Below are 12,566 nucleotides of genomic sequence, written 5' to 3'. Positions count from 1 at the left end.
TTTTAGCCCTTTGTCAACAATCTAAGACCTTACCAAAGGTAAGGTCTTTTGAGGTTTTATACTTATTTCATCCATTCAGTATGGAAGACGCCTTCTTTATCTGTGCGCTCATATGTATGTGCGCCGAAGTAGTCACGCTGTGCTTGAATTAAGTTAGCTGGAAGGACAGCTGTACGATAGCTATCAAAGTAAGCTAGTGCACTTGAGAATGAAGGAACAGGAACACCTTGTTCTACTGCAAGTGAAATCACTTTACGAAGTGATGATTGATAGCTTTCTACGATATCCTTGAAGTAAGGATCAAGCAATAGGTTTTTCAATTCAGGGTTACGGTCATATGCTTCTTTGATTTGCTGCAGGAAGGCTGCACGAATGATACATCCACCACGGAAGATCATGGCAATTTCACCGTATTTCAAATCCCAGTTATACTCATCAGACGCTGCTTTCATTTGCGCAAAACCTTGTGCATATGAGCAGATTTTACTCATGAATAGGGCTTTTCTAACCGCTTCGATTAATGCTTGTTTATCTTCAGCTGATTGAGTTGGCTCAGGCCCTTGAATTAATTGACTTGCTTCCACACGCTCATCTTTCATCGCAGAAATAAAACGTGCGAAAACAGATTCCGTAATGATTGGAAGCGGGACACCTAAATCAAGTGAGCTTTGGCTTGTCCATTTTCCAGTTCCTTTTTGGCCGGCTTTATCTAAGATGACATCTACTAGTGGCTGGTTCGTTTCCTCATCCACTTTTGTGAAAATGTCAGCTGTGATTTCGATTAAGTAGCTGTCAAGTTCGCCTTTATTCCACTCTGAGAATACTTCATGAAGCTCACCTGCTGATAATCCAGCGACATGCTTCAAGATAAAATACGATTCAGAGATCAATTGCATGTCTCCGTACTCGATACCGTTATGAACCATTTTGACATAATGTCCTGCTCCATCTGGACCGATATACGTTGTACAAGGCTCACCATCTACTTTCGCAGAGATGGCTTCTAAAATTGGTTTCACTAGCTCGTGCGCTTCTTTTTGACCGCCAGGCATGATAGAAGGACCTTTAAGTGCGCCTTCTTCACCGCCAGAAACACCTGTACCAATGAAGTGAATACCACTTTCCGCAAGCTCTTGGTTACGTCTTTGTGTATCCTTGTAATATGTATTTCCACCATCAATTAAAATGTCACCTTTCTCTAGGTGAGGCAATAATGATTGAATGGTTGCATCTGTTGCTGCACCCGCTTTTACCATTAAAAGAATTTTACGCGGCGTTTCAAGCGATTGAACAAATTCTTCAATGCTGTATGTGCCTACAACGTTTTTCCCTTGTGATTCTTGAAGAAACTCTTCTGTTTTGCTGCTAGATCTGTTATAAACGGACACGGAGAAACCGCGGCTTTCAATATTTAGGGCAAGGTTTTTCCCCATAACGGCTAGTCCAACGACACCGATTTGTTGTTTTGACATAATTCTGACGTCCCTTCTAACACACTATATTGATTACTGCTGAAATGATGTACCCTTTGAAATTACCACAACATCACCTCTTTTATCAAGTTTTCAGGCTAGTCATTTCCTCTTTCGTCCTGAAAAAAGTCTTTATTAAAACTTGTACCACTTGTTTTGCTCTCTTTTTCCTTAATGGTCACTCCTCTTTGAATGAGTGGTTTACCGTATTTTTCTTGCAGTCCGTCTAAAAGAGATTGGAGCGGTTCGTCTTTTGCATCTTCTGTATAAGAGAATAAATCAAGCTGCTTGACGGCTGATTTTCGTTCCACAAGATCGGTCCCCGTCACACCTAAAAGTCTTACTGGCTGGTCATTCCAATGCTTTAGGAATAGCTGCTTTGCCGCCTCAAATAGATCTTCCTTTCGATCAGTTGGATTCGTGAGTGTGACGCTCCGTGTGATATTTTTCCAGCTTGCATACCGAATCATAATGAGCAGCCGATTTGCCATCACTTCTTTTCTTCGTAATCTGGCACTCACCGATTGCGACAGTTTTTCTATTAATGAGACGAGTTCATCTGTATCATCAGAATCGTGAGGAAGAGTGGAAGAATTGCCGACAGATTTAAATTCGTATATTCTTTCTGGGTCGACAATGCCGTCATGCTCTCCGTTTGCTTTTTGCTTTAACCTCGGTCCATTGATGCCTAATAACTCTTTCAGCGCATATTCATTCGCTTTTGCTAAATCTTCAATAGTATGAATTCCGATGGTTTTCAGCTTATCTGCCGTTTTCTGTCCAACCCCATGCATGTCACCTGCAGGGAGCGGCCAGAGCATTGTCGGGACATCTCGTTTACGCAAAATGGTAATGCCCATTGGCTTTTTCCAATTAGACGCCATCTTCGCTAGAAATTTATTCGGTGCAATGCCAATACTCGATGGAAGCATGAGCTCTTCTACGAGCCTCGTTTGAATATCATGAGCGGTTTTCACGGCATGTTCAGCATAAGGTGTATCGGTTACATCAATATAGCCTTCATCAATTGAAACGGGTTCAACTAAGTCACTATATTCTCTTAGTATGGTAAACATCTCTTGTGAGGAGCTGCGGTACCGGTCGAAGTTGGGTGTACGCACAATCAGTCCCGGACACAGCCGCTTCGCTTCCCATAGTGGCATCGGCGGCTTCACCCCGAGTGCTCTTGCCTCGTAGCTGCAGGTTACAACTATGCCTTTGCGCTCTTTTGCATTTCCGCTAATGGCTAAAGGTTTCCCTCTCAAAGAAGGATCATACGCCATTTCTACCGATGCATAAAAACTATTCATATCAATATGAAAAATGATTCGCCCCTTCTTTTGAGAATCAGCCATTTGCTTGCCTCCTTAGGTGATCTACTTTCCTTCACTTCACCGTGATTTCACCTGTTTGTTCCATTAGACATTTCATATGGTGTATAGTACACTGTGAGTAATGAAATGGATGTGATAATCATGATTATTGATACATTCAATGAAGTCTTTTTCCTTGTTGAATTCTTTACGATTATTCTTCCAGCGCTGACCGCCATCGGTATTGCTTTCTTATTAAAAGACTGCCGAATGAACGAGCACCTCGGAGGACATCGTTTAGAAGAGTTGGATGCATCTTGTTTGAATCGAACAGACTTTCTGTTTATCATATATGATCGCATTACAACTTGGATTAGTAAAGTCATTCGAATGAAAAGATCATCAAATGATGATGAAGACCATTCGCTTCCTCTCTCTTATTAGATTTTATTATTGAGGAGGAAACGAATTGAAACGTTTATTGACTATTTGTACGACTTTATTTTTGATGATGGTAGCGTCACCGGCATTTGCTGCCAGTGCGCAAACAAATACAAGCTCTGATGGGTTTTTCCATCATTATTTTGTTCAGCCTTTTTCTGAGTTGATTATCTGGCTTGCGAACTTTTTCCATGATGACTACGGTTTATCTATTATGTTCGTGACATTGATTGTCCGGCTGCTTATTTTCCCGCTTTTTGCAAACCAATTTAAAAAGCAGAGAGTGATGCAAGAGAAAATGGCACTCGTTAAACCTCAGATTGACCAAATACAAAGCAAATTGAAAAAAACGAAAGAACCTGAAAAACAAAAAGAACTGCAAATGGAAATGATGAAAGTATATAAAGACAACAATGTGAACCCGCTGGCAATGGGCTGTCTGCCGATGCTGATTCAAATCCCAATTGTTCTTGGCTTTTACTCAGCAATCCGCTCAACACCTGAGATTGCAACACATTCGTTCTTATGGTTTAACTTAGGACAAACTGATCTTTTGGTGGCGATCTTTGCAGGGGCCATGTATTTCTTGCAATTTTATGTCACACAAAAATTCGCAAAACAATCAGGCACCCAAACAGAAGCTGCACTGAAACAAGCAAAAATCATGGGCGTGATTTTCCCAGTCATGATGCTGTTTCTATCAATTAATGCTCCCGCTGCTCTTCCTTTATATTGGATGACAAGTGGACTTTTACTCACCATTCAAACGATTATTTTAAATGTGATGTACCAAAAATCAAAAACAAAAGCTGCGGCAAACGATTCAATTAACCCAGCAGCTGAATAAATTATAGCCCCTTACCGGAACATGATAAGGAGGCTTTATTTGTCTTCTGTAGAGCGCAACAAATAAAAGATGCGTGAGCTCCGGCACGCAAAATGACCCCTTATCCATGGATAAGGGGCCTTTGTTTATGCCAATTCCTCTTTCAATCGCTCAGGCAATTGATCAAGATCCTCAATTTTCCCTAGAAACTTATTAGGGTCCACTTGTAAAATCATCTTGTTCTCTCTCTCAACGACGCCGAAGAAATATTCAGATGCTTTTGTGTTCATATGAAATGGCTTGATCTCACTTAACTCGATATCAATGATATCTTTTGCATCAGAAACAAGGCAGCCAATCATTTGATCGTTCAATTCAAATAGTAGAACCTTAGACTGTTCGGTTACATCCAGAGGTTTTCCGTGCAGCATGACACCTGTGTCACTGACTGGAATGACCTCTCCTCTTAACGACATGAGTCCTTTAATCTCTTTTGGAAGGTTCGATACTTCTTGTAAATAAGGGACCTTCTCAATTGAGCGTATATGTTCTACGCTGATACCAAAATCCTCTTGTCCCACTTGGAAAATAATGATCTTTTGCGTGCTCACAGAGTCTCCTGCCTTTACGATGGATTTGTCGTTTCTTCGATAATGGCGAGAACCATTTCAGCTGTCTTGACTAATTCTTCAATCGGCATTTTCTCATTTTTCGTATGAATATCTTCATATCCAACAGCTAGGTTGACGGTCGGGATGCCATTTCCAGCAATGACGTTTGCATCACTGCCTCCCCCGCTTGTCTGTAGTTCTGAAGGACGGCCAATTTTCGCAGCCGCTTTTTTCGCCACTTCAACGACTTGATCGCCGTGTGAGAATTTAAAGCCTGGATACATGATGTCAATTTGTACATCGGCACTTCCGCCCATTTCTTTAGCGGTTTTTTCAAAGGCTTCTTTCATTTTCGCTACTTGCGCTTCCATTTTTGCCGGTTCTAAAGAACGTGCCTCTGCCAGAATATCTACTTGATCACAGACAATATTCGTTTGTGTTCCGCCTTCAAAGCGGCCGATATTCGCCGTTGTTTCTTCATCAATACGGCCAAGCGGCATGCTCGCGATCGCTTTTGATGCAATCGTAATCGCAGAGACGCCTTTTTCAGGTGCCACACCTGCGTGAGCTGTTTTTCCGTAAATGGTTGCACGTACTTTCGCCTGTGTTGGCGCAGCCACGATGATGGTACCGACCTTGCCATCTGAATCAAGCGCATAACCATATTTTGCTGTCATCAGTTTCGGATCTAACGCTTTTGCTCCTACAAGTCCTGATTCTTCACCAGCTGTAATGACAAATTCAATCTTGCCATGCGGTACATTTTTCTCTTTTAGGACACGGATCGCTTCAAACATTGCAGCAAGCCCTGTTTTATCGTCAGCACCAAGAATGGTTGTGCCATCTGTCTTGACATAGCCGTCTTCAATGACTGGCTTAACACCATTACCTGGTACAACTGTATCCATATGAGAAGTAAAATAAATCGTATCTGCCTCTTGATTCCCTTCAAGTGTGCAAATAAGATTGCCTGCTCCATGGCCGGTTGTCTCTTTTGAATCATCTTCGACTACATTAAGCCCTAAACCAGTAAATTTCTCTTTTAGGACTTCAACAATTTTTTCTTCATGTTTCGTTTCTGAATCGATTTGAACAAGTTCTAAAAATTCGTCTAATAAGCGTTTCTCATTGATCATGATGATGTTCCTCCTCTTATAGCGGCATGTTTCCATGCTTTTTTAACGGTCTATCTTCTTCCTTACTGCGAAGCAGGTCAAATGAGCGAATGAGCCGCTCTCTCGTTTCATCTGGCATTAAAATATCGTCGATTAATCCTAATTGTGCTGCCTTCATGACACTAGGTTCATTGTCCACCTCACGCAAAGCAGGATGAACAATTTCGTCTGCAAACGATTTTCCCATGACATCAATTTCTGCCTCTGGCCATGCATACACAAAGTCAGCACCTAAGCCCTTACTATTCATCGCAACGTATGCACCGCCAAATGCCTTTCGCAAAATCACAGTGATCTTTGGAACGGTCGCCTCAGCGTACGCATACAGAAGCTTTGCGCCGTGGCGGATAATGCCTGCATGCTCAGCTTTCTCCCCTGGCAAAAAACCAGGAACGTCCACAAGGGTTAAAATGGGAATATGAAATGCATCGCAAAATCGAATAAACCGAGCCGCTTTATCAGCAGCATCGAGGTCAAGGCTTCCTGCCAGCACCTTAGGCTGATTGGCTACAAGACCAATGGAAGACCCTTGTAATCTGGCAAAACCTGTGACGATATTTTTGGAGAAACAACGCTGCGTTTCAAAAAATGAGCCGTGGTCGGTGATCGCTGTCACCACTTGTTTAACATCATAAGTACGTGATGGCTCCTTTGGCAAGATGTTCCCAAGATCGCTCGCATCATGCTTTTGCACCTTACGATGAATGACAGGCCGTCGTTTCGTTGGTATGTACGTTAAAAGCGTTCGAACTGCTTTTAACACGTCTTTCTCATCTTTCCCTGTATAGTGCACATTCCCGCTTGTTTGATGCTGAACTGCTGCACCTCCAAGCCGGTCAGGACAGACCGTCTCTCCTGTTGCTTTTTCTATCACTTTCGGTCCAGTTAAAAACATATGAGCTGTTTGCTCCGTCATGAATACAAAATCCGTCAGTGCAGGTGAATAAACTGCACCTCCCGCACAGGAGCCTAAAATAACGGATATTTGTGGAATTTGACCAGAGTACAGCACATTCCGTTTAAAAATCTGACCGTATCCCTCTAATGATACCACACCCTCCTGAATTCTCGCACCACCTGAGTCTTTTAGACCGATAACAGGCATTTGATTTTTAGCAGCCAAATCCATTAAAGCCGCTATCTTTTTCGCATGCATGTCCCCTAGCGAACCCCCGTACACGGTCGCATCTTGTGCATAAACGCCTACTTGTCTCCCATGAATCAGTCCCGTCCCAGTGACAACGCCATCCCCTAAATGTTCTGAGCGGCAGCCTTTAGCAAATGACTGAATTTCCATAAAGCTGCCTTCATCAAGAAGTTCATGAAGCCGCTGCCGAACAGTCAGCTTTCCTTTGTTTCGGTGAGCTGCTGCTCGTTTTTCACCGCCGCCCCTTAAAGCTTTCTCGCGCCATTCAGACAAGTCATTGAACGATTCATGCATCTTCCTGTTTCTCTCCTTTCAAAGGTTCACACAATTCAATTAGCACACCTGACGTTTCTTTTGGTGAAATAAACGCAATGCGATTTCCGTTCGCACCATTTTGTGCGCCCTTTTGAATGAGCTGCATGCCGAGCTCCTCAAGTTGACTGAGATCAGCCTGAATGTCACCTGACTTTAATGCAATATGATGAAGCCCCTCTCCTCTTTTTATTAAAAAGGTATGTAATGTGCTGTGATCCTCCATCGGTTCAATCAACTCAATGTGCAGATCACCTAGGGAAGCAAAAGATACTTTGACCCCTTGATTCGGAAGTACTTCTATGTCTGAAAATTCCCAGTTAAACAGCCTAGAGAACGTACGTGCTGTTTTTTGAATTGAGAAAACGGCAATGGCTATATGATCGATTTGATTCATCCGTTCACTTCCTTTGTACATCACTTGTCGCCTGCGTAAAAACGAGCTAGAATAAAGAAAGGTGCGCTCGTCGCAAAAACATTTGATTATAGGGGTGCGATATGTCTCAGAAATTCATGAAATTTATGGTATTGCTCATGATTAGCTTACTGTTAATTTCTTCACTTTTAGCAGGAGCGGCAGCCTTTTTATAAAGTGTTGATAAAAAAGCAGACAAGCAGGTGATTCGTTTTTTAACGAATGGCCTGTTTGTCTTTGGCCAGTTTTTCAAATGCATCGCTTGATGTCGTGATCCATACCTTTGTACCAACTGGAAGCTGATCAAATAGCCGTTCTACATCTTGATTATGAAGACGTACACAGCCTGCCGTAATAAATTTCCCTATCGATGTCTCATCACTTGTTCCATGAATGCCATAGGTTCTCCCGTCGGTTCCTCGCGCATCAAATCCAATCCACCTTCGGCCGAGTGGGTTATTCTTCGCACCGCCTTCAATATTTTTTCTTCTGTAATAAGGATCTTTCGCTTTGATCATAATCGTAAATTCACCTTCTGGCGTTAAATCAGCTGTTTTGCCAGTAGAAGCCGGGTAGACTTTTTGAATTTCCCCATGATCAATATACGCAAGCTCGTTCGTTTGTTTATTAATAATGACATACGGGTCTCCTGGAAGCGGGTTTTGCCCGAGCGGCCAGATGGGTGAAAGGGACATGGTCAGCACAGTATAAAATAAAAGACGCATAGGCTCCTCCTTTTTCATTAGATTGACCAATGAAGGAGGAACTCATGCGTCTTTATTCTTTCATCCCTTTAAAATAACTTTTCAACACCAAATATTGTTCCATTTCCCCGAGAAAATGAAAGAGTGCGGCTCTAGCTTCAAATTCTTCACGTGTTTGCGGAAGCGGCAGTGCATCAAACTCTTCTTTCATATCAATCAGGCGTCTTAAGAACTTATGAGCCGTGTTCCCTGGGTGAATATGTTCTCGTAAATCTCTAATATATTCTGCAATGATTTGCCCATGCTCCGTTGTAACAGAAATGGACGTAATTTTCGGAAGCACCCGCTCAATGATTTCAAATTGCTTTTGTCTCATGTTGAAATAATGATAATACAGATTTTCATGTCTTAAGACATGATTTTCAACATCACGGTATGCAAGAGCTTTCGCTTCTTTAATCAATTGATGCGTCTCTGGAATTTCTTTTCCTGTCCAGTCTTGTTTTCCGGTCATTAAATATTGCTCGATTTCTTCAAAGATTTTCGCAAAATTCGCTTCAATTTGTTCACTGTATTGTTTCAGCTTTTTATCAACGCTAGGCATATACAGGTTCATTATGAGTGCGACCCCTACACCAATGGTGATGAGTAAAAGCTCATTCCAGATGAGATGAAGCGTAATGCCTCCAGACATATACAAATGAAGGATAATCACTGAACTTGTGACAATCCCTTCTTTAATCCGAAGCAAGACCGTTGTTGGAATAAAGACGAGCAGCATCAGTCCAATGACGAAAGGATGATACCCAATCAGATCAAAAAATAAATAAGAAAATAAGATGGCAAGACTGCATGCGGCAAAGCGGGCCCCAGATGCGAGGAGTGACCTTTTTTTCGTCACCTGAATACATAGGATCGTAATAATGCCGGCAGCTGAATAGTTTTGCAGACCGAGCATTTGTGCAATGTAAATGGCTAGAGCTGTTCCTAATGCTGTTTTCAGCGTTCGGTAGCCGATTTTAAACATGATGTGATTCACTCTTTTCTGTCTACTTTTGTGAAATGATGAACTTTTTTTACTTTCCCCATTATAATCAAAAAAAGAAGGAGATGTTAAGTCTCCTCCTCGTTTTTTTCATTATAATATTTTTTGTAAGAAATCTTGAGCACGCTGTGAAGACGGAGATTCAAAGAATTCTACAGGATTGGCATCCTCTACAATTTTCCCATCATCCATAAAAATCACACGGTCTGCCACTTCTTTTGCAAAGCCCATTTCATGTGTGACGATCATCAGCGTCATCCCAGATTGAGCGAGCTCTTTCATGACCTCTAATACTTCCTTTACCATTTCTGGATCAAGAGCAGACGTCGGCTCGTCAAAAAGCATGATATCTGGTGTCATTGCAAGAGCACGTGCAATGGCGACACGCTGCTTTTGACCACCTGACAGCCGGTTCGGATAATCATCTTTTTTCTCTAGAAGTCCGACCTTTTTTAAAAGCTCCTCTGCCTGCTTGATGCTGTCTTCCTTCGATTGGTTCTTTACATTCATTGGCGCATACGTAATATTTTCTAGCACTGTTTTGTGCGGGAATAAGTGAAAATGTTGAAACACCATACCAATATTCTCGCGCACTTTTAGTGCATTTGTTTTTGGATTGGTAATTTCCGTCCCCTGAATCGTAATCACTCCAGAAGTCGGTTTTTCAAGTAAGTTAATACAGCGAAGAAATGTTGATTTTCCTGAACCAGACGGCCCGATGACAGCTACCACTTCGCCTTCTTTAATTGTGGTATCAATCCCTTTCAACACTTCATTTTTACCGAAAGATTTTGTGAGTTTCTCTATTTTAATCATTTGATTTTAACTTCCTTTCCACCGATTTGCCGACGAAGGTAAGAATAAGCACGATGACATAATAGATGAGACCCGCAAAAATTAGCGGTTCAAGATAGTTATAGGTGACGGCACCTGCTTGATAGGCTCGTCTCATGACATCGCCAAGTCCAATGACTGTGACAATCGCTGATTCTTTTGTCAGTGTAATCGTTTCGTTCACAAGTGCTGGTGAAATATTTTTGAATGCTTGCGGAAGCAATAAGTCCTTCATCATTTTAGCATACGGGATACCTAAAGCAACGGCCGCTTCTTTTTGCCCTTTATCAATGGCATTGATTCCTGCACGAATGATCTCAGAAACGTACGCCGCCGAGTTTAGTGAAAAGGCGGCTACAGCAGCCCAGTATTGATCAATTTGAAAGCCGAGCAGCTGGGGAAGACCAAAATAAATAATCAAAAGCTGAAGCACAAGCGGTGTGCCTCGGAAGATTGACGTATAAAAATCGGCTAGCCAGATAAGCGGCTTAAATACACTAATTTTACAGAGCGTTAATAAGATTCCTAAAATAAAACCAAGAAACAGTGATACCACAACAATAGAAAGCGTTACTTTAAGACCTTCTAAAATAAAGGGCATCTGAGGTATGACATCTTTAAAATCCATCATGATATTCTCCTTTTTTTCCTTCAGATAAAATCAAAGAATAAACAGGAAAAAAGTTCAACACATGTTGAACTTTTCAGCGCTTTCTACTTGATTTTCATGAATGACGCTGATCCTTTTCCTGACTTACTTTTCATCAGCAAACCATTTTTTAATGAGTTTATCAAGTTCGCCATTATCCTTCATTTCTTTTAATGATTTATTGAATTTCGCTGTTAAGTCGCTATTTTTTTTGAATGCAATGGCTGAACCTTCGTTTGAGCTATTCAATCCAAATGCTTGGAAATCTTTTTCCTTTTTCAAGTAGCCAGCCGCTACTTTATCTTCAATAATAGCTGCATCAAAACGGCCTGCTTTAATTTCTTGAATGATATCAGAAATTTTATTACGATCTTCAACTGTTAAGTTATATTTCTTTTGCAATCCGTTTGCTTCATCTTGCTGGATAGAACCTAATTGAACGCCAACCGTTTTGTCTTTTAAATCTTTCTCTGTTTTTATACCGCTAGATTTTTTAGATACAACCAAGTTTTCAGCGTTGTAGTAAACATCTGAGAAATCAACTTGTTTTTTACGCTTTTCAGTAGGTGTCATGCCTGCAAGCACAATATCAGCTTTATTTGTTTTAAGAGCTGACACGAGGCTTGCAAAGTCCATATCTTGAATTTCTAGCTTGTAGCCGTTCTTTTTCGCTAGAGCTGTAGCAAGGTCGACATCAAAACCGATAATTTTATCACCGTCTTTTGATTCAAATGGCGGATAATCTGCTGAAGTCGCCATAATGAGTGTTTTGTCGTCTCCTGATGCGTTTGAATTATTAGAAGAAGTTCCGCATGCTGCTAATGCAGCTGCAAGACCAGCTGTCATAAGTAATAATAACCACTTTTTCATATGATAATGCCTCCTAGTATTTAAAATCATGAGTAGATTTGAATATTTATTCACTATAATGTATTTTAAACACTTTCTTTTTGATATGCAATAGTATTTTGCTAAAATTATTTTGATTCTTATGTCATGTAAAACAAAAAAACAGACCGATCAAAAGACCGGACTGCCTCTAAATGATTCATTCAAAAGTAACATGTTACACTTCTTCGCAATACTCATCGAAAGCGGCTTGAAGTTTTGACACCACTTCCATCGGTTCATGTCCTTCGATTTCGTGACGTTCGACCATTTTAATGATCTTCCCGTCTTTTAATAGAGCAAATGATGGTGAAGATGGCGGGAAGCCTTCAAAGTATTCACGTGCTCTTGCGGTTGCTTCTTTGTCCTGTCCAGCAAACACTGTGAGCAATTGATCTGGACGCTTATCGTAATGAACAGAATAACCAGCCGCTGGTCTTGCAATACCGCCTGCACAGCCGCACACTGAATTCACCATAACAAGTGTCGTTCCTTTTTTCGTCAGCGCTTCATCGACTTCTTCAGCTGTTGTCAGTTCCGTATAACCTGCCTGTTTAATCTCTTCTCGTGCTTGTTTCACAATATCATTCATAAATAAATTAAAATCAATATTCATAACCGTCCACTCCTTCTACGTACCAAACCATTTTAACTACATCATATCAAGGAAAACGCCGGCGGGCAAATGTCTTGTTTCGCCCCCTTCACTTTTTTCAAACGTCGTTTATGACCTG

The 12,566-nt window shown here is 41.3% G+C and carries 15 protein-coding genes; 3 read left to right on the top strand and 12 right to left on the bottom strand.

All coding sequences use genetic code 11. The features are described 5' to 3' along the window. Window positions 1-62 precede the first annotated feature (62 nt). Window positions 63-1,472 carry an NADP-dependent phosphogluconate dehydrogenase gene (gndA, locus tag BA79_RS11205; RefSeq protein ID WP_025207592.1) on the bottom strand — a complete coding sequence of 470 codons (1,410 nt, stop codon included), beginning with the start codon at window positions 1,470-1,472 and terminating at the stop codon, window positions 63-65. Window positions 1,473-1,570: 98 nt separating this feature from the next. Next, window positions 1,571-2,827 carry a DNA polymerase IV gene (locus tag BA79_RS11200; RefSeq protein ID WP_035702820.1) on the bottom strand — a complete coding sequence of 419 codons (1,257 nt, stop codon included), beginning with the start codon at window positions 2,825-2,827 and terminating at the stop codon, window positions 1,571-1,573. 120 nt (window positions 2,828-2,947) lie between these two features. Between BA79_RS11200 and BA79_RS11195 the strand changes: the two genes are divergently transcribed. After that, complete coding sequence (locus BA79_RS11195; RefSeq protein ID WP_008342247.1) at window positions 2,948-3,229, top strand: hypothetical protein; 282 nt, start codon at window positions 2,948-2,950, stop codon at window positions 3,227-3,229. Between the two features lie 25 nt (window positions 3,230-3,254). Further along, window positions 3,255-4,073, top strand: a complete 819-nt coding sequence (locus BA79_RS11190; protein WP_035702814.1) for a membrane protein insertase YidC — start codon at window positions 3,255-3,257, stop codon at window positions 4,071-4,073. Between the two features lie 125 nt (window positions 4,074-4,198). On the opposite strand, the gene BA79_RS11185 is transcribed toward BA79_RS11190, so the two are convergent. Genes BA79_RS11185 through mce form a run of 4 tightly spaced genes read right to left on the bottom strand, consistent with a single transcriptional unit; the run spans window position 4,199 to window position 7,694 of the window. After that, window positions 4,199-4,663 (bottom strand): chemotaxis protein CheW, encoded by a 465-nt coding sequence (locus BA79_RS11185; RefSeq protein ID WP_008342245.1) that lies wholly within the window; start codon window positions 4,661-4,663, stop codon window positions 4,199-4,201. Between the two features lie 14 nt (window positions 4,664-4,677). Further along, on the bottom strand, window positions 4,678-5,799 hold the full coding sequence (locus BA79_RS11180; RefSeq protein ID WP_035390776.1) for a tripeptidase T: 1,122 nt from the start codon (window positions 5,797-5,799) through the stop codon (window positions 4,678-4,680). Window positions 5,800-5,815: 16 nt separating this feature from the next. Continuing rightward, on the bottom strand, window positions 5,816-7,279 hold the full coding sequence (locus BA79_RS11175) for an acyl-CoA carboxylase subunit beta (RefSeq protein WP_035702813.1): 1,464 nt from the start codon (window positions 7,277-7,279) through the stop codon (window positions 5,816-5,818). Further along, the gene (gene mce / locus BA79_RS11170) at window positions 7,272-7,694 is read right to left on the bottom strand and encodes a methylmalonyl-CoA epimerase (RefSeq protein WP_035702812.1); all 423 of its coding nucleotides are present in this window, start codon (window positions 7,692-7,694) and stop codon (window positions 7,272-7,274) included. Before mce ends, BA79_RS11175 begins: the two co-directional genes overlap by 8 nt. A gap of 101 nt (window positions 7,695-7,795) precedes the next feature. Between mce and prli42 the strand changes: the two genes are divergently transcribed. Continuing rightward, window positions 7,796-7,888, top strand: coding sequence for a stressosome-associated protein Prli42 (gene prli42, locus BA79_RS19390; RefSeq protein ID WP_017357951.1), 93 nt, complete (start codon window positions 7,796-7,798; stop codon window positions 7,886-7,888). A gap of 39 nt (window positions 7,889-7,927) precedes the next feature. On the opposite strand, the gene BA79_RS11165 is transcribed toward prli42, so the two are convergent. The 6 genes from BA79_RS11165 to BA79_RS11140 all read right to left on the bottom strand — a co-directional run bounded on the left by BA79_RS11165 (window position 7,928) and on the right by BA79_RS11140 (window position 12,448). Next, a complete protein-coding gene (locus tag BA79_RS11165) occupies window positions 7,928-8,437 on the bottom strand; it encodes a L,D-transpeptidase (RefSeq protein WP_035702811.1) in 510 nt (169 codons plus the stop codon). Between the two features lie 52 nt (window positions 8,438-8,489). Continuing rightward, entirely contained in the window at window positions 8,490-9,443 is a 954-nt protein-coding gene (locus BA79_RS11160; protein ID WP_007501130.1) for an aromatic acid exporter family protein, read from the bottom strand. A 111-nt stretch (window positions 9,444-9,554) separates the two neighbouring features. Next, a complete protein-coding gene (gene artM, locus BA79_RS11155) occupies window positions 9,555-10,277 on the bottom strand; it encodes an arginine ABC transporter ATP-binding protein ArtM (protein WP_017357952.1) in 723 nt (240 codons plus the stop codon). Continuing rightward, a complete protein-coding gene (gene artQ, locus BA79_RS11150; protein ID WP_008342239.1) occupies window positions 10,270-10,923 on the bottom strand; it encodes an arginine ABC transporter permease ArtQ in 654 nt (217 codons plus the stop codon). Before artQ ends, artM begins: the two co-directional genes overlap by 8 nt. Window positions 10,924-11,049: 126 nt before the next feature. After that, window positions 11,050-11,814 carry a transporter substrate-binding domain-containing protein gene (locus BA79_RS11145; RefSeq protein WP_008342238.1) on the bottom strand — a complete coding sequence of 255 codons (765 nt, stop codon included), beginning with the start codon at window positions 11,812-11,814 and terminating at the stop codon, window positions 11,050-11,052. A 196-nt stretch (window positions 11,815-12,010) separates the two neighbouring features. Continuing rightward, window positions 12,011-12,448 carry a BrxA/BrxB family bacilliredoxin gene (locus BA79_RS11140; protein WP_007501138.1) on the bottom strand — a complete coding sequence of 146 codons (438 nt, stop codon included), beginning with the start codon at window positions 12,446-12,448 and terminating at the stop codon, window positions 12,011-12,013. Between the last annotated feature and the right edge of the window lie 118 nt (window positions 12,449-12,566).

It is taken from the genome of Bacillus altitudinis 41KF2b (assembly GCF_000691145.1).
GTDB lineage: Bacteria > Bacillota > Bacilli > Bacillales > Bacillaceae > Bacillus > Bacillus altitudinis.
The sequence above is the reverse complement of the archived record's forward strand: the minus strand, read 5'-3'. Positions and strand labels throughout refer to the sequence as shown.

Excerpts from the sequence above, each read along its gene's own strand:
- mce (WP_035702812.1), bottom strand. The coding sequence starts at position 7,694 with ATGAATCAAATCGATCATATAGCCATTGCCGTTTTCTCAATTCAAAAA.
- BA79_RS11195 (WP_008342247.1), top strand. The coding sequence starts at position 2,948 with ATGATTATTGATACATTCAATGAAGTCTTTTTCCTTGTTGAATTCTTT.
- BA79_RS11175 (WP_035702813.1), bottom strand. The coding sequence starts at position 7,279 with ATGCATGAATCGTTCAATGACTTGTCTGAATGGCGCGAGAAAGCTTTA.
- BA79_RS11145 (WP_008342238.1), bottom strand. The coding sequence starts at position 11,814 with ATGAAAAAGTGGTTATTATTACTTATGACAGCTGGTCTTGCAGCTGCA.
- BA79_RS11200 (WP_035702820.1), bottom strand. The coding sequence starts at position 2,827 with ATGGCTGATTCTCAAAAGAAGGGGCGAATCATTTTTCATATTGATATG.
- BA79_RS11165 (WP_035702811.1), bottom strand. The coding sequence starts at position 8,437 with ATGCGTCTTTTATTTTATACTGTGCTGACCATGTCCCTTTCACCCATC.
- artQ (WP_008342239.1), bottom strand. The coding sequence starts at position 10,923 with ATGGATTTTAAAGATGTCATACCTCAGATGCCCTTTATTTTAGAAGGT.
- gndA (WP_025207592.1), bottom strand. The coding sequence starts at position 1,472 with ATGTCAAAACAACAAATCGGTGTCGTTGGACTAGCCGTTATGGGGAAA.
- BA79_RS11160 (WP_007501130.1), bottom strand. The coding sequence starts at position 9,443 with ATGTTTAAAATCGGCTACCGAACGCTGAAAACAGCATTAGGAACAGCT.
- artM (WP_017357952.1), bottom strand. The coding sequence starts at position 10,277 with ATGATTAAAATAGAGAAACTCACAAAATCTTTCGGTAAAAATGAAGTG.
- prli42 (WP_017357951.1), top strand. The coding sequence starts at position 7,796 with ATGTCTCAGAAATTCATGAAATTTATGGTATTGCTCATGATTAGCTTA.
- BA79_RS11140 (WP_007501138.1), bottom strand. The coding sequence starts at position 12,448 with ATGAATATTGATTTTAATTTATTTATGAATGATATTGTGAAACAAGCA.
- BA79_RS11180 (WP_035390776.1), bottom strand. The coding sequence starts at position 5,799 with ATGATCAATGAGAAACGCTTATTAGACGAATTTTTAGAACTTGTTCAA.